We start from the raw sequence: 19,170 nt of genomic DNA, 5'->3' as shown, positions 1-19,170 counted from the left end.
GGGGACGGGGATGGGCCCGGACGGGGGTCGGGCTCAGACCAGTTCCCCCGCCTCCATCACGGTCAGGGCCGTGCCCTCGGCGTACGCGTCCGCGTACTCCGCGTCGGCGAGGACAGCCCGCACCTCGGCCTCGGCGCCCGTCCGCGCCTCCACCTCGTGCGAGGTGGAGAAGTGGCCGGGCGGGAGCCGGGTGTCCGAGGCCCCCAGCAGCCGGGCCGCGTCCCGCGCCCGGCCGGGGCCGAGCCGTATCAGCGCCGTGGCCATCGTCACCAGCTGCGTCGACGCGAGCTGCGGGGCGACCATCGCGCCCAGCGCGTCGTCGGCCCGGCGCAGCGCCTCCCGGGCCTGCTCCAGCGCCCGCGCCGGGCGGCCGTCGCCGAGGTCGAGCCAGGCGAGCAGGCCGATCACCATGCCCTCGAAGATCGCCAGGCTGCTCGCCCCGAACTGGTCGATCAGATGCCCGGCCATGGCCCGGGCCTCGTCCCGGCGGCCGGTGCGCCCGAGCCGGAGCGTGAGGAAGATCCGGCACGCGGCCGTGCACTCGTTGACGGTGGCCTCGTGCTCCGCCAGGGTCTCGCGCAGCAGCGCCTCCCCGCGCTCCTCCTCGCCGAGTTCGAGCAGCAGCCCGCCGAGCCGGGCACGGAAGACCCCGACCTGGAGCTGGGCCCCGATGCGTTCCGCGTAGGAGATCGCGGTGGTGAAGTCGTCGGCGGCGAGCCGGTAGCGGCCGGACCGCTCGTACCCCTCGCCGCGCGCGGACAGCGCCTCGGCCGCGCCCCAGAGGTCACCGAGGCGGGTGAAGAGGGCCAGCGCCTCGTCGGCGTCCCGGGTCGCGTCACCGGCCCAGTGGCTCCGGTTGGCGAGCACATTGGCCCGGGTCTGGAGGGCGGTGGCCAGCTCCCAGTCGTATCCGTGGCGGCGGCAGGCGTCGACGGTCTCGTTGAGCATCCCCAGCAGCCCCGCGCCGTCCCCGGACACGACATGGGCGAAGAACCAGAGGAGGCCGGGGTGGCGGCAGGTCTGCGGCAGCCCGGGGCGGTAGGCGTCGGTGACCCCGCGCATCCGGCTCAGGTTCTCCTTGGTCGTCCACTCCCCGATGTCGGAGTTCTCGTGGATCACCCGGAGCAGCGCGACCCCCCGGCGGGCCTCCCACAGCAGCGTCGGATCGAGCGGCGGCGGGTGGTCCGTGCACCGCTCGTGGACCGGCGGCGCGGGCGCGACGGGCGGTGCGAAGGGGTTGAGGCCGAGCCCGCCGGCCAGGGTCGACCAGTGCCGGGCCTCGGCCCGCAGATCGCGCATGTGCCAGTACCAGGAGAGGGAGAGGACGAGGATGAGCGCCTCGTCCTCGTCGTGGGCGTCGATGGCCCGGCGCAGCGCGGTGCGGAGGTTCCCGTACTCGGTGCTGAACAGGTCGAGGGCGGCGAGCTGCCCGGAGCCGCGCAGCAGGGGGTCGGTGGTGCGGGCGAGTTCACGGAAGTGGACGAGGTGGCGGCGTTCCGTCGCGGGCCGTTCGGCGGCCTCGTCCAGGCGGGCGGAGGCGTAGGCGGCGACGGTGTCCAGGAGGCGGTAGCGCATGCCGCCGCCGGGGCCGGTGGGGGCGGCGATCACGAGGGACTTGTCGACGAGGGACCCGAGGACGTCCGCGATGTCGTGCTGGTCGGGGGTGCGGTGGTCGTCGGGGCAGACGGCTTCCGCCGCCGGGAGGTCGCAGCCGCCCGCGAAGACGGAGAGCCTGCGCAGCACGGCCCGCTCCGGGGCCTCCAGCAGGTCCCACGACCAGTCGACCACGGCCCGCAGCGTCTGCTGCCGGGGCAGCGCGGTCCGGCTGCCGCTGGTGAGCAGCCGGAACCGGTTGTCGAGACGGTCCGCTATCTGGCGCGGGGCGAGCAGCCGCAGCCGGGCGGCGGCCAGTTCGATGGCGAGCGGGAGCCCGTCCAGCCGCCGGCAGATCTCGGCGCACGCCTCCGGGTCGTCGTCGGTCGTGAACCCGGGGCGGGCCTGCGCGCCGCGTTCGGCGAACAGCCGGAGCGCGGTGGGCGCCGGGAGGGGTTCGAGGGGCCGCACCAGCTCGCCGGGGACGCCGAGGGCTTCCCGGCTGGTGGCGAGGACGGTGAGGCCGGGGCAGCTCTGGAGCAGCCGTTCGGCGAGGGTGGCGGCGGCGGCCACGACGTGCTCGCAGTTGTCGAGGACGAGCAGCATCCGGCGGCGGGCGCAGTGCTCGGTGAGCAGGTCCAGGGGGTCGTCGGAGTGGCCTTCGGCGGCCCGCAGCTCCTCGGCGCCGGCGCCGCGCAGGACGGTCTGGCGGGCGCCGAGGGCGGTGAGCACGGCCTCGGCGACGGTGTCGGGGTCGTGCACGGGGGCCAGTTCGGCCATCCACACGCCGTCGGGGGCCCGGTCCCCGAGCTGTTCGGCGACCTCCTGGGCGAGCCGGGTCTTTCCGGAGCCGCCGGACCCCAGCAGGGTGACGAGCCGGGCCGTGCCCAGGTCCGCGCGCAGGGTCTCCATGTCGGCCTCCCGCCCGACGAAGGAGGTGAGCCGGGCCCGCAGATTCCCCCGGGCGGCGGGGGGTGGGGCGCCGAGCCCGGGGCCGGGTATGTCCTGCGGGGTCTCCGGGGCCGGGTCGTTCGTGTCCGTTCGCGGGGCCGGGGCCGTGCCGTTGGGGGCCGGGGGCGCCAGCAGGGCCCGGTGGAGTTCCTGGAGCGACGGGGACGGGTCGGCGCCGAGGTCGCTCGCGAGCCGCCGCCGGAAGGTCTCGTACGCCGCCAGCGCCTCCGCCGGGCGGCCCAGGGCCTCCAGCGCGGTGAGCCGGAGCGTCTGGAGGGATTCGTCGATCGGGTGGTCGGCGCAGAGCGCGGTCAGCTCGGGCAGGGCCTCCTCGGCCCGGCCCAGGGCGAGCGCCGCCGCCAGCCGGGTGCGGCGCGCGTCCAGCCGCCGCGCCTCCCAGCGGGCCGCCGGGGCCGCCCGGTCGGGGAGGTCCGCGAGGACGGGCCCGCGCCACAGCCCCAGGGCCTGGTCGAGGAGGTCCGCAGCCCCGGCCGCGTCACCGCTCTCGAAGGCCCGTATCCCCTCCCCCGCCAGCCGGTCGAACCGGTGCACGTCCACGTCGTCGGCCCCGGCCCGCAGCCGGTAGCCGCCCGCCACGGACTCCACGGCGTCCCGCCCGATCGCCCGGCGCAACCGCCCCACCAGCGCCTGCACCGCGCCCGGGGCGTCGGCGGGCGGGTCCCCGTCCCAGACCTCGGCGACGACGTGGGCGACGGTGACCGCCCGGCCGGGCCGCAGCGCGAGGACGGTCAGCAGCGCGCGCAGGCGGGCGCCGCCGAGCGGGACGGGGGTCCCGTCGTCGTGTCGGATCTCGGTGGGGCCGAACAGCAGCAGACGCACCCGTTCATTGTCCCCGGTGCCGGCGCGGGCCCGGTCCGGGGTGTGGCGGGGGCGGGCGCGGGTACGGTCGTCCCACGGTCCACGCAGCCCGCCGTTCTTCCAGGAGCCCAGGAGCCGCCTCCATGTCCACCGCGTACCGCGCGAGCGATCGGCGCGTCAGCCCCGTGTTCATCGGCATCGCCGCCGTGACGGCGGTCTCCGCGTGGGCGGTGTGGACCGACTTCGCGTCGTCGGCCGGGCTCGCGGTCTTCCTCTTCGTCACCTCGGCCTGGGTCGTCTCGCTCTGTCTGCACGAGTACGCGCACGCCCGCACCGCGCTGCACAGCGGCGATCTGACGATCGCGGGCAAGGGCTATCTGACGCTCAATCCGCTGCGCTACACGCACGCCCTGCTGAGCATCGTCCTGCCCGTCCTCTTCGTGATCATGGGCGGTATCGGCCTGCCCGGCGGCGCGGTCTTCATCGAACGCCAGCGGATCCGGGGCCGCTGGCGCCACAGCCTGATCTCGGCGGCGGGCCCGCTGACCAACGTCCTCTTCGCGGTGGTGTGCACGGCGCCGTTCTGGCTGGACGCGCTGGACGGCGTACCGGGGGTCTTCCGGTACGCGCTGGCCTTCCTGGCGCTGCTCCAGGTGACCGCCGCGATCCTCAATTTCCTCCCGGTGCCGGGTCTGGACGGGTACGGGGTGATCGAGCCCTGGCTCCCGCACCGGATCCGCCGCCAGGTCGAGCCGCTGGCGCCGTTCGGTCTGATCCTGGTCTTCGCGCTGCTGTTCGTGCCCGAGCTGAACCGGGTCTTCTTCGACGGCGTGGACGCGGTGCTGAGGGTGCTCGGGGTCGATGAGCCGCTGCCGTCGTGCGGTCTGGAGTACTACCGCTTCTGGCAGGGCGAGAACGCGTATTGCGCGGCGGGGGCGGGGAGCTGAGGGAGCCGACCCTCGGTCACCCGTACGGCGGATATCGCGTCTCGCTGTGTTCACGGCCGGGAGAACAGGGCAGCGGGCGTGCGAGTACCGTGGAAAGCACAGCAGGGCGTAATGCAGTGAACGACCGCTTCCCCACTGGGAGTTGACCATCTGTGGCGACCCGGGAACCGAACACACGTCTGGCACTTCTGCGCCGAGAAGCAGGATGGACCAACCGCCAGTTCGTCATGGCGGTCAATCGCATCGGGACTGAGCGCGGCACTCCGACCAAGTATCAGCAACCGTCCGTCAGCCAGTGGATCAGCGGGCTCCTGCCCAAAGAGGAAACACGACCTCTCATTCTTGAGGCACTGGCCCGGAGACTGGAACGCCCGATCACGGCCGATGACGCGGGATTCCCGCCGCCCGCCCATGCCTCCGCGGGCCATTCGGGCACGGTGGACGAACTCATCCGTCTGGGAACGGCCGACATAGTGCCTGGCCGTCGCGGCATCCTCGGTGCCGCGAGCCTCTTCTCGGTCGCGTTGGCGATCCCCGGCTGGCCGGACGTCGTGGGACGGATGGAGGCCGTGAAGTCCGGATCGGCCGTGCGCGTAGGGATGGCCGATGTCGACGTGGTCACCCGGATGACCGAGCGGCTGGGATCGATGTACGACGATTTCGGAGGGCGGACAGCACGCCCTCTGGCCGCCGCGTTCCTGGTCAATGAGGTGGTCCCGTACCTTCACGCGGACGCGTCCGCAGAGGTCCGTCACGCCATGCTGTCGGCCGCTGCCTTCCTGTCCTATCTGACCGGGTGGATGGCCGTGGACGAAGGGCTGCGCGGCCTGGCGCAGAAGTACTACACCAAGGGGCTGGAACTGGCGGGCGCGAGCAGCGATCACCTCACGTACTGCCATGTCCTCCGAGGGATGTCGGTCCAGGCGGCAGACCTGGGGCACGGCCCCACCGCCGTGCGGCTCGCGGACGCGGCTTCGGCGGCTTCCCCGCAGACGGGGCCACGTATGCGCGCCTTCATGAGCGGGCAGCGGGCGCACAGCTACGCGGTGGCGGGAAACCGGGCGGAAGCGCTGCGCAGCATCAGGGAGACGGAAAAGGCGCTCGACATCGCCGAAAGCGGCGCGGGGAGTTTCGGGAATTTCGCCCCGTCGACCCTGGCCTACGCCACGTCCCAGGTCCGTTATTGGGGAGGGGATGTGGCGGGCAGTGTCGAGTCCCTCCAGCTGCATTTCACGTTGCGGGACTCGGACGACAGCCAGGTGAGCGGTCTCCGTTTCGGCGCCCTGCTCGCCGAGCGCCAGCTGGAGCTGGGACATCTGGAGGCCGCGTGCCACACGTGGGGAAAGGTGCTCGACGAGCGCGCCGGCGTGCGATCCGGGAGGGTCGATCAGAAGGTCGCCGAAATCATCCCGCGCCTTCGTCCCTACGCGTCGAACGCCACCGCGAGGCACCTCTGCGAGCGAGTCGCCCAGCGGGTCTGAACGCTCGCAGGCGGGCACGCTGTCCCCGGCGGCTTCCTGGACCTGATCAACGCTACCCGGAAGGATCTCCAAGATGGACGTTGACCTGACTGCGGTCCGGTGGACCAAGTCGACCTACAGCCCTGAGAACGGCGGCAACTGCGTCGAGTGGGCCCCCGCCTACGCGTCCACGACCGGCACCGTCCCCGTCCGGGACAGCAAGAGCCCGGCCGGCCCGGCCATGATGGTCTCCGCAGACGCGTTCGCCGGGCTGGTCGCCCTCGCCAGGTCCGCCGATCTCTGAACGGCCCAGCACGCGGCGGCCCCGCACGCTCCGGCACTCCGGAGCAGGCGGGGCTGCCTCGTGTGGTCAGCCGGTCGCCGAGCGGGCGCGGTCGATCCTGGCCTTGCGGTAGTAGTACCAGGCCATGTTCGAGGAGAGGCCGGCGAGCAGCACCCAGACGACCCCGATCCACATGCCCTGGGTGAAGGAGAGCACGGCCGCGACGACGGCGAGGACGCACACGGCGAGGGCGAAGAGAGCGAGGCGGGGCATGGGAGGTGGCTCCTGTCGGGGGATCTGTCCGTCCCGTTCAGTGTCCCCCATGCCCCGCTCGCCCGGACACTCCGGTCACCGGACCGGCACCCGCGTGGCTCAGACGTCGGTGACGCGCAGCCCGGCGTGGGCCTTGTAGCGGCGGTTCACGGAGATCAGGTTCGCGACCAGCGATTCGACCTGGTGGGCGTTGCGCAGCCGCCCGGCGAAGACCCCGCGCATGCCGGGGATCCGCCCGGCCAGCGCCTGGACGACGTCGGTGTCGGCGCGGGACTCGCCCAGGACCATCACGTCCGTGTCGATCTCGGCGATCGACTCGTCCTGGAGCAGCACCGCCGACAGGTGGTGGAACGCTGCGGTGACCCGGGACTCCGGCAGCAGCGCCGCGGCCTGCTCGGCGGCGCTGCCCTCCTCGGGCTTGAGGGCGTACGCGCCCTTCTTGTCGAAGCCGAGCGGGTTGACGCAGTCCACGACGAGCTTGCCGGCCAGCTCCTCGCGGAGGGCTTCGAGGGTCTTGGCGTGGCCGTCCCACGGCACGGCCACGATGACGATGTCGCTGCGGCGGGCGCACTCGGCGTTGTCGGCGCCCTCGACGCCGAGGCCCAGCGCGGCGGCGGCGGTCTCGGCGCGGTCGGCGGCGCGGGAGCCGATGATCACCTTCTGTCCGGCGCGGGCGAGCCGGTACGCGAGGCCGCGCCCCTGGTCACCGGTGCCGCCGAGGACGCCGACGACGAGCCCGGAGACGTCGGGGAGGTCCCACGGGTCCTTGGGCGCGGGCTTGGCGGAGGCCGTCGTGTTCGGCGCGGCGGACGGGTCGCTTGTGGGGTTCGCGGAGTTCTCGGAAGTCATGGCGCCGACCTTACTCGCTGGTAGAGGCGGTGTTCGGGGGTATCGGACGGGTATCGGACACGGGGTCCGGGGCGGTGGGCCGCCACGAACGGGTGAGTCCGCGCCGACCGCCCGCCGCGTGTCCACCCCGTACGGCAGGATCCCGCCCATGGATGCCGTACGAGTGGCGTTGCTGCGCGAAGTCCTCGCGGGTACGGAGTGGCCGGCGGCGACCCGGCGGTTCGCGGGGGTGCTGCGGTCGTCGGTGGTGCCGCAGGGCGGGGGCCTGCTGCTGGTGGGCACCGAGGAGTACGAGCCCTGGCACCTGGCCGCCCATCTGGTGGACGAGGCCGCCTGGTCGGGCCTGCCGGAGCTGGCGCCCACCCTGGTGCGCCACCGGGCGCGGGCCGGGGACCCGGCCCATCTGGCGATCGGCCTGTCCCGGCTGGATGCCGTGCGGCGGGGGGAGACCCTGCTCGTCGTGGCCCCCGAGCGGCCGGAGGACGTCCTGCTGGAACGGGTCCACGACGCCCGTAGGGCGGGCGCGACCGTCCTGGCCATCGGCGGCCGGGACCGGGAGCTGCCGGAGCTGGCGCACGAGGCCCTGACGGTGGCGTCCCCGGGCCCCGAAGTGGATCTGGACATGGTGCAGCACCTCGTCAGCGCGGCGGCCGGGGAGAACTGCCTGCCGGGGACGCGGGGGCGGCGCAAGTTCCGGGACCGCGTGTCCCGGCTGGTCGACCAGCTGACCTCGCCGCCCCCGCCGCGCTGGTAGCCCGGCCGGGGACCGGTCCCCCGGCCTGCTAATTCGCTTGCCGGGGCCCCTCCCGCAGCCTCAGCATGGCCTGCTGTGACCTCCAAGCCCTCCAAGCTCTCCTCAGTCCTGCCGGATCTCTCCCCTTGGCGCTCCTCCGCCGACTTCCGGCTCCTGTGGATCCAGGGCCTGATCGCCTACTTCGGCAGCTTCATGGCGATGATCGCGCTGCCGCTCCAGATCAAGGACCTGACCGAGTCGCCGCTCGCGGTCGGCGCGATGGGCGCGGTGGAGCTGGTGCCGCTGATCGTCTTCGGGCTCTACGGGGGCGCGCTCGCCGACTCCGCCGACCGCCGGAAGCTGATCATCTGGACCGAGGTGGGTCTCGCGGTCCTGGCCACGCTGCTGCTCGTGAACGCGATGCTGCCGGATCCGATGCTGTGGCCACTCTACGTGGTGGCGGCGGGCGTCTCCGCGATGGCGGGGCTCCAGCGCCCGGCGCTGGACTCGCTGATGTCCCGGATCGTCCCGCACGACCAGCTCACGGCGGCGGCCGCGCTGAACAATCTGCGCTGGCAGTTCGGCGGCATAGCCGGGCCCGCGGCGGCGGGCCTGGTGGTGGCGTGGTCGGGCCATGCCACGGCGTACGGAATCACCCTGGTCACCTTCGCCGTCTCGGCGGTGATGTGTCTGCGGCTGGCCCCGGCGCCCGCCGCCGAGGGCGCGGAGAAGCCGTCGCTGCGCGGAATCGTGGAGGGCGCCCGCTACGCGTGGTCCCGGCCGGTGCTGCTGGGGACGTACGCCATCGACCTGGTGGCCATGTTCTTCGCCTTCCCGATCGCGATCTTCCCCTTCCTCGCCGACGACCTGGACGCGGAGTGGTCGCTCGGGCTGATGTTCACCGCGATCGCGGTCGGCTCCCTGCTGCTGAGCGTGATGAGCGGCTGGACCAGCAAGGTCCGGCGGCACGGGCTCTTCGTGGTCTTCGGCGCGGGCATCTGGGGGCTGGCGATCGCGGCGGCCGGCTGGTTCGACAACATCTGGCTGGTGCTGCTCTGCCTGGCGGTCGCGGGCGCCGGCGACACCCTCAGCGGCCTGGGCCGGATGACGATCTGGAACCAGACGATCCCGGAGGAGCTGCGGGGCCGTCTCGCGGGCATCGAGGTGCTGTCGTACAGCGTCGGGCCGCAGCTCGGACAGGTCCGTTCGGGCGCGATGGCGGGGTGGACGGGCACCCGGACGGCGATCTGGAGCGGCGGGGTGCTCTGTGTGGCGGGCGTGGTGCTGCTGACCGCCGCGCTGCCCAAGCTGCTGCGGTACGACTCGGCCACGGACGAGGACGCGCTGCGCCGCAAGGCCCAGCAGGAGAAGACCCTCGCGGAGGCGGCGGCAACGGCCACCGGGGGCCCGGGGGCGGAGAGCGCGCGGGCGGACGGCGCCTGACACGGGCGTACGGGTCGGGCCGCGCCGCCGGGCGACGCGGGCGTACGGGACGCGGCCGGGCCCGGTCCCCCACCGGGCGGGCCGCTCGCGCCCCCCGGGTCACGCGCCCCGGGTCACGCGCCTTGGGTCACGCCTTCGGCGGATCGCCCTTGCCGCTGTCGTTCCACTTCGGGTCGGTCTCCCACTCCTCGTTCCGCTCCCGCGCGGTCTCCACCGCGTGCGCCGCCTCCTCCCGGGTGCCGTACGGCCCCAGGCGGTCGGCCGCCCGGCACTCCGGGCCCTCCTCCACCTTCCCGTGCTTCAGGCAGTAGTACCACTCGCCCGGCTTGCCCGCCTCGCGCCTCTTGAACAGGGCCATCAGGTGCTCCCTTCCTCTTCAGCCATGCTGCCCCACACCCCCTGGTTAGACTCGCTGACATGTCTGGCCAGTCACTGCTCGTGCCGGGGACGCTGTCCCCCGCCCGCTCCGTCCCCGCCGCCATCCGGCGCCCCGAATACGTCGGAAAGCCCGCCCCGACCCCGTACACCGGGCCGGAGGTGCAGGACAGCGACACCATCGAGCGGATGCGTGTCGCGGGCCGGCTCGCGGCCCGGGCGATGGCCGAGGCCGCCCGGCACATCGCGCCCGGGGTGACCACGGACGAACTCGACCGGGTCGCCCACGAATTCCTCTGCGACCACGGAGCGTATCCCTCCACGCTGGGCTACCGGGGCTTCCCCAAGTCGCTCTGCACCTCGGTCAACGAGGTCATCTGCCACGGAATCCCCGACTCCACCGTGCTGCGCGACGGCGACATCGTGAACCTCGACGTCACCGCGTACATCGGCGGGGTGCACGGCGACAACAACGCCACCTACCTCTGCGGCGACGTGGACGAGGAGTCCCGGCTGCTGGTCGAGCGGACCCGGGAGTCCCTCAACCGCGCGATCAAGGCCGTGAAGCCGGGCCGCCAGATCAATGTCATCGGCCGGGTCATCGAGTCGTACGCCAAGCGCTTCGGCTACGGCGTGGTGCGCGACTTCACCGGGCACGGGATCAACTCGTCCTTCCACTCCGGGCTGATCATCCCGCACTACGACTCGCCGCACGCGACCACGGTGATCCAGCCGGGGATGACCTTCACCATCGAGCCGATGCTGACGCTCGGGACGCACGAGTACGACATGTGGGAGGACGGCTGGACCGTCGTCACCAAGGACCGCGCGCGGACCGCGCAGTTCGAGCACACGCTGGTGGTGACGGAGACGGGGACGGAGATCCTGACCCTTCCCTGAGCCCCTCCCTCTCAAGCTCCCTCCGACGAGGCCGCTGGTTCCCGCGCACCGGGAACCGGCGGCCTCGTCGGGGTTTTACCGACAGCGCGTCGGGAATTTACCGACAGGGCGTCGGAATCCCATTGACTTAGGTAAGCCTAAGTAGGATGATCGGTGGCGGCGACAGCCACGACTACCGCCGCTTCCGTACGTCTGTGCCCCCGTACCGCCGTACGCCTGTCCGCTCATCCGGCCCCCGGAGGTCACCGCCTTGGACGCCACAGCCGCAGTCACCGCCACCGCCACCGCCACGCCGTTCTCCGCGCTCATACGGGCCGCCTCGATGGAGCAGCACGGCACGGCGAGCACCTCGACCTTCATGAGCGATCTCCTGGGCGGGCGCCACGCCGTCGGGGCGTTCGCCCGCTACACCGCCCAGCTGTGGTTCGTGTACCAGGCGCTGGAGGAGTCGGCCGAGACCCTGAAGGACGACCCGGTCGCCGGGCCCTTCGTCCTGCCCGCGCTCTTCCGCACCGCCCGGATCGAGAGCGACCTCGCCCATATGCTGGGCGACGACTGGCGTGCCGCCCTGGTGGCGCTGCCCGAGACCACGGCCTACGCCGACCGGATCAAGGAGTGCGCGCGCACCTGGCCCGCCGGGTACATCGCCCATCACTACACCCGCTATCTCGGGGACCTCGCGGGCGGCCAGGCCATCCGCGACCGGGCGGAGCGGTCCTGGGGCTTCTCCCGCAAGGGTGAAGGGGTCCAGTTCTACGTCTTCGACCAGATCACCAACCCGGCCGCCTTCCGGCGCGAGTACCGCGTCCTGCTGGACGCGGTCGACGCGGACGAGCTGGAGCGTCAGCGGATCGTCGAGGAGTGCCGTCGGGCGTACGAGTACAACAGCGCGGTCTTCGCGGCCCTGGGGGAGGAGTTCCCGCTCGCGGCCGCGTGAGCGACCGCCCGCCCGACGCGGAGGGGGCCGTACGGATCGATCCGTACGGCCCCCTCGCTGTGCGCTGCTCTCAGCCCATCAGGCGGAGGGCGTCCGCCACGCTCAGCCGCCGGGCGGGGACCGGCGCGGGGCCCGCCATCGGCTGGACCCCGGAGGGCGCCGGGGCCGCCAGCCGCACCCGCCCGCCGATCTCCACCGTGCCGTCGGGGCCGGGGGCCGTCAGGATCTGCGACCCCCGGCCCTGAGTGATGTTCAGGGCCCGGCCCAGCGCCTCCGTGAGCAGCAGCGCGGCGGCGCCCGTCGCCTCGTCCTCGACGATCCCCCCGGGACGGCGGGGGAAGGCGCGCGCCCGTATCCGGCCCGCCGCCTCGTCCTCCCACGCCCAGGCGTAGAGCCACCCCTCACCGGGCGGCGGCGCGGGCAGGGCGTCCACGTCGGCGGGGGACGGGAACCGCTCCAGGTTGCGCGGAGGGGCCCACTCCGGGCGGGCGGTGATCCAGGTGAACTCGCCGTCCCCGCGTGCCCAGACGGTGCCCGCCGGCGGGTTCAGCTCCTCCAGGTCGAGCAGCCAGGCCGCGCCGACCAGCGGATGTCCGGCGAACGGCAGCCGGGCACCGGGGGTGTAGATGTCCACCGTCCCGCGCTCGGGGTCGTCCACGAACACGGTCTCGCTGTAGCCGAGTTCGTCGGCGAACGCCTGGCGGGCCGCCGGGTCGGGGCAGACCCCGGGGTCGCGGACGACCCCGAGGGCGTTGCCGTGGCGCCCGTCGGCGTCGCAGAAGACATGGAGTACGTCGAGGCACTGGCGCGGATCGCGTTGGTTCACGGGGGCATTGAAGCACCACGGACGGCGCTGACGTGCGATCCGTCCGGGAACGGGAACGGGGGCGGGGAACGGCCCGCACCCGCGCGGGGAGCGCGGGTACGGGCCGGAGTGGGCCGGATTCGGTGCCGGGGGTCAGGATTCGGTGGCGGTGGCGGTCCCCCGGCGGCGGACCACGAGGACGACTCCCGCGCCGGCCGCGACCACGGCGGCGGAGAGACCGATCAGGGCGCCTGCGGGCAGTCCGGCGCCGGTGGCCGCGAGCGAGCCGCCCGTCGTCGCGGCGGACCCGGTATCGGCCGTGCCACCGCCGACGCTGCCACCGGTGCCACCGGTGCCACCGGTGCCACCACCGACCGTGCCGCCGCCGACCGTTCCTCCGGTGGTCCCGGTGGAGCCGGTGGTTCCCGTACCGCCGGTGGTGCCGGTCGTACCCGTGCCGCCGTCACCGCCGGTCGAGCCGCCCGAACTCTGCGGCGGCAGCGGGGCCTTCTTGTCCAGGGAGACGGCGAAGCTCACGTCGTCCAGCTTCTCGCCCGCCTGGTAGCCGCCGTCGAACGCCTTGGTGCCCGCCTGGGTGAGCACGGCCTCGGCGCCGTTCACCTGGACCACCTGGTCGGTGACCCGGAGCCCGCCGGAGGGGATCTTCACCGTGGCGATTTCGAGGTCCTTGTGGACGGTGACCTTCTCGGTGGACCGGCTCGTGGTGGAGACATCGGTGATCAGCATGCCCCGGGTGCCGTTCACCCGGATCTCGAAACCGCTCATCTGGAGGTCGAGGATCCACTTCCCGGCGGGGTTCTTGTGGCCCAGGAAACGGACGCTGCCGTCGAAGGCGGCGTTGAGCGACTTCTTCCGCGCGTCGAAGGTGCCTTGGGCCTTCGGGAAGCGGTAGCCCTCACCGGACTTGACCGCTCCGCCCGACAGCTCGGCCTTCCCCTTGGCGATGGGGCCGGTGACGTAGGAACGGAAGCGGGTGCTCACACCCCAGTGGAGATTGCCGTCGGCCAGCTGCCCGGACGCCTGGTCCCCCGACCGCTCCGCCTGCGTACCGCCGCCGCCCGGCTTTCCGGATTTCCCGGACGTGTCGCCGGAGGAATCCTCCGACGGCTCCTGGGAAGGTTCCTCGGACGGGTCCTTCGAAGGCTTCCCCGAGGGCTCCTTCGACGGCTCATTGGACGGACCGGGGTCCGGGTCCGGGTCGGTCGGGCCCGTGGCGGGACCGGCCTTGAAGGAGAACGTCGCCGGGTCCAGCGCCTCACCCGCCGGGTAGCGGAACGCCGCCCCGCCCTGCGCCGTCAGCTTCGCCGGTACGGCGGTGAAGGTCATCGCCCCGCCCTCGCCCTTGCCGGCACGGGACTTCCCGGCCAGGTCGAGCGTCGCCACCGTGATGTCGTCCTGCTTCTCGCCGTCGACAGTGACATCGGCCTCGATGGTGCCGCTCTCCCCCTTGGTGATCACCTTGACGTCACCGAGGGAGAGGGCGAACCGGGAGGTCGTGAAGTCGACCGTGCCCTGGAAGGCGGTCCTCGTGGCGTGGGTGCCGCCCAGGTCGTACGCCCCCGTACCACCGGTGAAAGTGAACGCGCCGTTCCGCTCCGCCTGCCGGGCCCCGTCCCGGACGGTGATGCCCCCGGCGCCCACGTACGTCCGGAAGGACTCCTTGAAGCCCCACTCCAGCGTGCCGTCGACGAGCCCCAGGGAACCCCCGGCGGGCCGGCCGCCCGCCCCGCTCCCCGACGCCGTCGCCACTCCCGACCCCGACCCCGACCCCGACCCCGATGGCGAGGCCGATGCGGCGCTGCGGTCGTCCCCCTCGCCGGCGGCGGAGGCGGGCAGGGCGAGGGCGCCGGCCCCGAGGGCGGCGACGGTGGTGGTGACGGCGGCCGCGAGCGCGGCCCGGCGGCGGGAGGCGGGGGCTGACATGGGTGGGGTACTCCTCGTGTCGATCGAGTAGTCGATCAGGTGGATCAGGTCGATCAGTTCGGGGTCGTACGGCGGCGGCGCACGACGAGCAGGGTGGCGACCGCGACGGCGGCGAGCAGGGCCGCGCCGACGGCCACGTACACCCAGGTGGCGACGGCCGGGTCGGACTCGGACGCCGTCTTCTCCAGGGCGTCGGCGGACTCGGCGGAGGCCGGTCCCGACGCCGTCGCGGAGGCGGCGGGCGACGGCGAGGCGCCCGCGTCGCTGCCCAGGTCCGGCAGCGCGGGCAGCCGCGCGCCCTCGTCCACGGCCACGGCGAGCGAGACCGGGTCCATGGCGGTGCCCGCCTTGTACATCGAGCCGAAGGCGCGGGAGCCCCGCTCGGTGAGGGTGGCCGGGGCCTCGGTGAGGGCCACCAGGCCGGCCTTCGGGGTGAGGTCGGCGGCGTCGAAGGTCACCAGCGGGACGGCCTTCTCGGTGCGGCCCGCCGAGGTGACATCGGCACTCAACGTGCCCTTGCCCGCCCGCACATCGGCGGTGACCCGGGCGAGGGTGAGGTCGATGTGCTCACCCTTGAAGCGGACGGACCCGGCGAACGCCGCCGTCAGATTCCGCTTCTTCGCGTCGAACGTGCCCTTGCCCTGCGGGAAGCGGAAGAGCGCCCCGCCGTCCTGCGCGCCGTCGGCGAGCGTCCACCCGCCCTTCGAGATCTCGCCGGTGACGTACTCGCGGAAGGTGCGGCGCACGCCCCAGTCCACGGCGGCGTCGCGCACCGCGCCCGACCGCTCCTCCGGCGCCGGCTTCTTCTCCTTCTCCTGCTTCTGCGGGGGCTGCTCGGCCTTCGGCGTCTCCGGCGTGCGCTCGGGCTGCTGCGGCGCGCCCGCCGCCACGTCCACGCTGAGGCTGATCGGGTCGAGGGGCGTACCCGCCGAGTAGAAGCCGGCGAACGCGGTGGCCCCCTGCGGGGTCAGCGTGGCGGGAACGTTGGAGAGCGCGACGGGGCTGGTGCCGCCCCGCATGTCGATACCGGAGAGGTCGAGCGAGGCGAAGGCCACCTGCCGGGAGTCCGTGACCTTCCCGGTGCCGCGCTCCTTGCTCACCATGTCGGCATGGAGCGTGCCCCTGCCGCCGGCGATCCTGACCGTGGGCCGGCTCAGCGAGAGGTCCAGCTCATGGCTGCCGTCCGGCTTGCGGTGGCCCGTGAAGTGGACCCCGCCGGTGAAGCGGGCCTCGAAGGCGCCGGTGTCCGGGTCGTACGCGCCCTGCGCCGAGTGGAAGCGGAAGAGGCTCTGGCCGACGGTCGCGGAGCCGCCGGTGAGACGGTAGTTGCCGTTGGCTATCGGCCCGGTGACGTACTTCTGGAAGGACGATTTCAGGCCCCAGTCGAGTCTGCCGCCCTGGACCGTGCGATCGGCCGCGACGGCGGTCCCGGCCGGCAGCAGCAAGGCTCCGAGCAGGGCCGCGAGCAGCGCCGCGCCATACGCGCGAGCCGGTCTGAACGACAGCATGAGGGGTCCCTCCAAGGGCGTGCGGGGGTGTGCGGAGGCGTACGGGGGTCGAGCGTCTGGCAAAGCGAGGTAAGGCTAACCTAAGCTATGTCCAGCCTGTGCCGGTAGCCCCATGCATTCCGGTTTCGGCCCCGGACGCCGGATCCGGCTCGGAATCGGCGTCCGGGGCGGAAATCGGCGGGGGGCTCGGGCACGACCAGGGGGAACGCCCCCCAGCGCCCCTCCGCACGCCGGCGGGCGACGGAACGACAGGACGGTACCTCTGGTGGTTTCTCGGGGCCCGGCACGCCCAGTGCGCGGAATTCGCCTGGTGGGCGCGGTGTTGACCGCGTTCGCCCTCGCCCTTACGGCGAGCGGCTGCGGGGGTGGTGACACCTCCCCGGCCGGGAACGGAAGCGCTCACGCGGCCGCGAAGCCCGACCGGGTGGAGCCGCTGAGCACCGTGCCCACCCCCGGACTGCCCGTCACCGTCCCCTCGGCGGACGGCCGGAAAGTGACCGTCACCTCCACCGAACGGATCGTTCCGCTCACCGGCTCGCTCAGCGAGATCGTCTACACCCTGGGGCTCGGGAAGAAGGTCGTGGCCCGTGATGTCACGGCCACCTTCGAACAGGCCGCGAAGCTGCCCGTGGTGACGCGCGGCCACGACGTCTCCGCCGAGAGCGTGCTCTCGCTGCGGCCCACGCTGGTCCTCGCCGAAACGGTGTCCGGCCCTGACGAATCCCTTCAGCAGATCCGGGACGCGGGCATTCCGCTGATCGTGGTGGAGACCGCGAAGGGCCTGGACGACGTGGGCCCCCGGATCGACGCGGTCGCGCGGGCCCTCGGCGTACCGGCGGCGGGCACCGAGCTGAAGAAGCGCACCGAGGACCGGATCGCGGCCGTCCAGAAGGACATCCCCGTACCCGCCGACGGCGAGAAGCCGAAGGTCGCGTTCCTCTATCTGCGGGGCACCGCCTCCGTGTACCTCCTCGGCGGGGCGGAATCCGGCGCCTCGTCCCTGCTGGAGGCGGCGGGCGCGCTCGACGCGGGCAAGGAGTCCGGGCTGACGAAGGACTTCACCGCCATCACCAGCGAGGCCCTGGCGAAGGCGGCGCCCGACGCGATCCTCGTCATGTCCAAGGGCCTGGAGTCGGTGGGCGGCGTGGACGGCCTGGTCGAGATCCCCGGAGTGGCGCAGACCCCGGCCGGCCTGGACCGCCGGGTGGTCTCCGTACCGGACGGCGTCCTGCTGAACTACGGGCCCCGGACCGACGAAGTGCTCACCTCCCTGGTGGAGCAGTTGTACGCGGGCGGGAAGTGACCATGACGACCACCTCGTCGTCCCGTACGACCGATACGACCGATACGACCGGTGCGGCCGGCGGCCCGTCGAAGGAGGGGCAGGGCCCCAAGGCGGCCAAGGGGGACCGTGGCACCGCCGGCGCGCGCCGGCGCCGCTCCACCCCGTACCTCCTCACCGTCGCACTCGTCGCCGCCCTCCTCGTCGTCACCCTGGTCTCCGCCGGGTACGGCGCGTACGACATCCCCCTCGGCGACGTACTCGCCTCCGCCCGGCACCGGCTGGGGCTCGGCGGCACCCCCCTGGACCGCGTCGGCGAGAGCGTCCTGTGGAACGTGCGGCTGCCGCGCGTCGTCCTCGCCCTCCTCATCGGCGCCTCCCTCGGCTGCGCCGGCGCCCTGATGCAGGGCGTCTTCGGCAACCCGCTCGCCGAACCGGGCATCATCGGCATCTCCGTCGGCGCCGCCGTCGGCGCGGTCGCCTCCATCGCGTTCGGGCTGACCCTCTTCGGCAACTGGACCGTGACCGTCTTCGCCTTCATCGCCGGACTCGTCACCGTCACACTCGTCTACACGCTCTCCCGCGCCGGCGGCCGCAGCGAGGTCGTCACCCTGATCCTCACCGGTATCGCCGTGAACGCCTTCGGCGGGGCGCTGATCGGCCTGTTCATCTTCTTCGCCGACAACGCGCAGATCACCCAGATCACCTTCTGGCAGCTCGGCTCCCTCTCCCAGGCCACCTGGCCCAAGGTCCTCGCCGTCCTGCCGTGCACGGTCGCCGGACTGCTGATCGCCCCCTTCTACGCCCGCAAGCTGGACCTGCTCTCCCTCGGGGAGCGGCCCGCCCGCCATCTGGGGGTCGACGTCGAACGGATGCGGATCGTCCTCATCCTGGTGGTCGCGCTGCTCACGGCGGCGGCGGTCGCCGTCGCGGGCGTCATCACCTTCGTCGGACTGCTCGTCCCGCATCTGCTGCGGCTCCTGAACGGCCCCGGCCACCGCTTCCTCGTCCCCGGCTCCGCGCTGGGCGGCGCGCTGGTGCTGGCGGCCGGCGACCTCCTCGCACGGACCGTCGCCGAACCCGCCGAACTCCCCCTCGGCGTCCTCACCGCGCTCATCGGCAGCCCGTTCTTCTTCTGGCTGCTCCGCAGGACCCGTCGCAAGCAAGGTGGTTGGGCATGAGCACCCTCGTCCGGACCCTGTTCGGCGGCATCCGCCGGCGTGCCGTCCCCGAGCGGCCCGCACCCGGCTCCGTCCTCGCGGAGGCGAACGGCCTCGCGGTCCGGCTCGGCGGCCGGGACGTACTCGGCGGCGTCGACCTCACCGCCCGCGCCGGCGAGGTCCTCGCCCTCGTCGGACCCAACGGAGCCGGCAAGTCCACCCTCTTCGGCGCGCTGGCCGGGGACCTCGCCCCCGCCCGGGGCTCGGTCCTGGTCGACGGCCGCCCGGCCGGAGCGTGGACCGCCGCCGAACTCGCCCTGCGCCGTGCCGTGCTGCCGCAGACCGCCGTGGTCTCCTTCCCCTTCCCGGTGACGGACGTGGTACGGATGGGACGCGCGCCCTGGGCGGGGACCGACCGCGAGGACGAGGACGACGAGGCCGTCGCCGAAGCCCTGGCCGCGACCGAGACGGAGGAGTTCACGGACCGGCCCTTCGCCGCGCTCTCCGGCGGGGAACGGGCCCGGGTCGCCCTGGCCCGGGTGCTCGCCCAGCGCACCCCGCTGCTCCTCCTGGACGAGCCCACCGCCGCCCTCGACCTGCGGCACCAGGAACTCGTCCTGCGGATCTGCCGGGAGCGCGCGGCGGCGGGCGACGGGGTGGTGGTCGTCCTGCACGACCTCGGGCTCGCCGCCGCGTACGCGGACCGGGTCGCCGTCCTCCACGAGGGGCGGATCGCCGCCGACGGGGAGCCCGCCGGGGTCTTCCGGGACGAGCTGCTGAGCCGCGTCTACCGGCAGCCGGTCGAGGTCTTCCCGCATCCGGCCACGGGCGTGCCGGTGGTCCTGCCGAGACGTACGCCCTGACCGGCCAGGACCGGAACCGGAACCGAGAACCGGGAACCGGAACCG

General features: G+C 73.3%; 17 protein-coding genes. 10 read left to right on the top strand and 7 right to left on the bottom strand.

Features of this window, described 5'->3' with window-relative positions:
- Window positions 1-33: 33 nt before the first annotated feature.
- Window positions 34-3,384: an AfsR/SARP family transcriptional regulator gene (locus SYYSPA8_RS06955; RefSeq protein ID WP_323446060.1), complete on the bottom strand. Its 3,351-nt coding sequence runs from the start codon at window positions 3,382-3,384 to the stop codon at window positions 34-36.
- 122 nt (window positions 3,385-3,506) lie between these two features.
- On the opposite strand from SYYSPA8_RS06955, the gene SYYSPA8_RS06950 reads away from it, so the two are divergent.
- The 3 genes from SYYSPA8_RS06950 (at window position 3,507) to SYYSPA8_RS06940 (ending at window position 6,074) form a co-directional block, all read left to right on the top strand.
- The gene (locus tag SYYSPA8_RS06950) at window positions 3,507-4,310 is read left to right on the top strand and encodes a site-2 protease family protein (protein WP_323446059.1); all 804 of its coding nucleotides are present in this window, start codon (window positions 3,507-3,509) and stop codon (window positions 4,308-4,310) included.
- Window positions 4,311-4,462: 152 nt separating this feature from the next.
- Window positions 4,463-5,791 (top strand): tetratricopeptide repeat protein, encoded by a 1,329-nt coding sequence (locus tag SYYSPA8_RS06945; RefSeq protein ID WP_323446058.1) that lies wholly within the window; start codon window positions 4,463-4,465, stop codon window positions 5,789-5,791.
- A 73-nt stretch (window positions 5,792-5,864) separates the two neighbouring features.
- Entirely contained in the window at window positions 5,865-6,074 is a 210-nt protein-coding gene (locus tag SYYSPA8_RS06940) for a DUF397 domain-containing protein (protein ID WP_323446057.1), read from the top strand.
- 66 nt (window positions 6,075-6,140) lie between these two features.
- On the opposite strand, the gene SYYSPA8_RS06935 is transcribed toward SYYSPA8_RS06940, so the two are convergent.
- Both SYYSPA8_RS06935 and npdG read right to left on the bottom strand, forming a co-directional pair.
- Window positions 6,141-6,326, bottom strand: a complete 186-nt coding sequence (locus SYYSPA8_RS06935) for a hypothetical protein (protein WP_407705921.1) — start codon at window positions 6,324-6,326, stop codon at window positions 6,141-6,143.
- A gap of 99 nt (window positions 6,327-6,425) precedes the next feature.
- Window positions 6,426-7,175: an NADPH-dependent F420 reductase gene (gene npdG, locus SYYSPA8_RS06930; RefSeq protein ID WP_323446055.1), complete on the bottom strand. Its 750-nt coding sequence runs from the start codon at window positions 7,173-7,175 to the stop codon at window positions 6,426-6,428.
- A 148-nt stretch (window positions 7,176-7,323) separates the two neighbouring features.
- Here npdG and SYYSPA8_RS06925 point away from each other — a divergent pair, with 148 nt between their 5' ends.
- Window positions 7,324-7,929 carry a hypothetical protein gene (locus tag SYYSPA8_RS06925; protein ID WP_323446054.1) on the top strand — a complete coding sequence of 202 codons (606 nt, stop codon included), beginning with the start codon at window positions 7,324-7,326 and terminating at the stop codon, window positions 7,927-7,929.
- A 75-nt stretch (window positions 7,930-8,004) separates the two neighbouring features.
- Window positions 8,005-9,351 carry an MFS transporter gene (locus SYYSPA8_RS06920; protein ID WP_323446053.1) on the top strand — a complete coding sequence of 449 codons (1,347 nt, stop codon included), beginning with the start codon at window positions 8,005-8,007 and terminating at the stop codon, window positions 9,349-9,351.
- 127 nt (window positions 9,352-9,478) lie between these two features.
- Here SYYSPA8_RS06920 and SYYSPA8_RS06915 read toward each other — a convergent pair whose 3' ends face one another.
- Window positions 9,479-9,709, bottom strand: a complete 231-nt coding sequence (locus SYYSPA8_RS06915) for a hypothetical protein (protein WP_323446052.1) — start codon at window positions 9,707-9,709, stop codon at window positions 9,479-9,481.
- A gap of 59 nt (window positions 9,710-9,768) precedes the next feature.
- Between SYYSPA8_RS06915 and map the strand changes: the two genes are divergently transcribed.
- Both map and SYYSPA8_RS06905 read left to right on the top strand, forming a co-directional pair.
- On the top strand, window positions 9,769-10,626 hold the full coding sequence (gene map, locus SYYSPA8_RS06910; RefSeq protein ID WP_323446051.1) for a type I methionyl aminopeptidase: 858 nt from the start codon (window positions 9,769-9,771) through the stop codon (window positions 10,624-10,626).
- Between the two features lie 250 nt (window positions 10,627-10,876).
- Window positions 10,877-11,563, top strand: coding sequence for a biliverdin-producing heme oxygenase (locus tag SYYSPA8_RS06905; protein ID WP_323446050.1), 687 nt, complete (start codon window positions 10,877-10,879; stop codon window positions 11,561-11,563).
- Between the two features lie 70 nt (window positions 11,564-11,633).
- Here the strand turns inward: SYYSPA8_RS06905 and SYYSPA8_RS06900 are convergent, their stop codons facing one another.
- The 3 genes from SYYSPA8_RS06900 to SYYSPA8_RS06890 all read right to left on the bottom strand — a co-directional run bounded on the left by SYYSPA8_RS06900 (window position 11,634) and on the right by SYYSPA8_RS06890 (window position 15,820).
- Window positions 11,634-12,389 carry a PhzF family phenazine biosynthesis protein gene (locus tag SYYSPA8_RS06900; RefSeq protein WP_323446049.1) on the bottom strand — a complete coding sequence of 252 codons (756 nt, stop codon included), beginning with the start codon at window positions 12,387-12,389 and terminating at the stop codon, window positions 11,634-11,636.
- A gap of 132 nt (window positions 12,390-12,521) precedes the next feature.
- On the bottom strand, window positions 12,522-14,312 hold the full coding sequence (locus SYYSPA8_RS06895; protein ID WP_323446048.1) for an HtaA domain-containing protein: 1,791 nt from the start codon (window positions 14,310-14,312) through the stop codon (window positions 12,522-12,524).
- 53 nt (window positions 14,313-14,365) lie between these two features.
- Window positions 14,366-15,820, bottom strand: coding sequence for an HtaA domain-containing protein (locus SYYSPA8_RS06890; RefSeq protein WP_323446047.1), 1,455 nt, complete (start codon window positions 15,818-15,820; stop codon window positions 14,366-14,368).
- Between the two features lie 262 nt (window positions 15,821-16,082).
- On the opposite strand from SYYSPA8_RS06890, the gene SYYSPA8_RS06885 reads away from it, so the two are divergent.
- From SYYSPA8_RS06885 to SYYSPA8_RS06875, 3 genes are read left to right on the top strand one after another with little or no spacing between them, the layout of a single operon-like run.
- Window positions 16,083-17,123, top strand: coding sequence for a heme/hemin ABC transporter substrate-binding protein (locus tag SYYSPA8_RS06885; RefSeq protein ID WP_323446336.1), 1,041 nt, complete (start codon window positions 16,083-16,085; stop codon window positions 17,121-17,123).
- 2 nt (window positions 17,124-17,125) lie between these two features.
- Complete coding sequence (locus SYYSPA8_RS06880; RefSeq protein ID WP_323446046.1) at window positions 17,126-18,283, top strand: FecCD family ABC transporter permease; 1,158 nt, start codon at window positions 17,126-17,128, stop codon at window positions 18,281-18,283.
- A complete protein-coding gene (locus tag SYYSPA8_RS06875) occupies window positions 18,280-19,125 on the top strand; it encodes a heme ABC transporter ATP-binding protein (protein ID WP_323446045.1) in 846 nt (281 codons plus the stop codon). The genes SYYSPA8_RS06880 and SYYSPA8_RS06875 overlap by 4 nt, the downstream gene beginning before the upstream one ends.
- Window positions 19,126-19,170 lie beyond the last annotated feature (45 nt).

It is taken from the genome of Streptomyces yaizuensis, assembly GCF_034961445.1.
Lineage (GTDB): Bacteria > Actinomycetota > Actinomycetes > Streptomycetales > Streptomycetaceae > Streptomyces > Streptomyces yaizuensis.
Note: the sequence above shows the minus strand (reverse complement) of the source record. Positions and strands in the feature narration are given on the sequence as shown.

What these genes read in the sequence shown, in the direction of transcription:
- SYYSPA8_RS06915 (WP_323446052.1), bottom strand. Translation starts at nt 9,709, where the DNA reads ATGGCCCTGTTCAAGAGGCGCGAGGCGGGCAAGCCGGGCGAGTGGTAC.
- SYYSPA8_RS06890 (WP_323446047.1), bottom strand. Translation starts at nt 15,820, where the DNA reads ATGCTGTCGTTCAGACCGGCTCGCGCGTATGGCGCGGCGCTGCTCGCG.
- map (WP_323446051.1), top strand. Translation starts at nt 9,769, where the DNA reads ATGTCTGGCCAGTCACTGCTCGTGCCGGGGACGCTGTCCCCCGCCCGC.
- SYYSPA8_RS06925 (WP_323446054.1), top strand. Translation starts at nt 7,324, where the DNA reads ATGGATGCCGTACGAGTGGCGTTGCTGCGCGAAGTCCTCGCGGGTACG.
- SYYSPA8_RS06895 (WP_323446048.1), bottom strand. Translation starts at nt 14,312, where the DNA reads ATGTCAGCCCCCGCCTCCCGCCGCCGGGCCGCGCTCGCGGCCGCCGTC.
- npdG (WP_323446055.1), bottom strand. Translation starts at nt 7,175, where the DNA reads ATGACTTCCGAGAACTCCGCGAACCCCACAAGCGACCCGTCCGCCGCG.
- SYYSPA8_RS06940 (WP_323446057.1), top strand. Translation starts at nt 5,865, where the DNA reads ATGGACGTTGACCTGACTGCGGTCCGGTGGACCAAGTCGACCTACAGC.
- SYYSPA8_RS06875 (WP_323446045.1), top strand. Translation starts at nt 18,280, where the DNA reads ATGAGCACCCTCGTCCGGACCCTGTTCGGCGGCATCCGCCGGCGTGCC.
- SYYSPA8_RS06880 (WP_323446046.1), top strand. Translation starts at nt 17,126, where the DNA reads ATGACGACCACCTCGTCGTCCCGTACGACCGATACGACCGATACGACC.
- SYYSPA8_RS06935 (WP_407705921.1), bottom strand. Translation starts at nt 6,326, where the DNA reads ATGCCCCGCCTCGCTCTCTTCGCCCTCGCCGTGTGCGTCCTCGCCGTC.
- SYYSPA8_RS06950 (WP_323446059.1), top strand. Translation starts at nt 3,507, where the DNA reads ATGTCCACCGCGTACCGCGCGAGCGATCGGCGCGTCAGCCCCGTGTTC.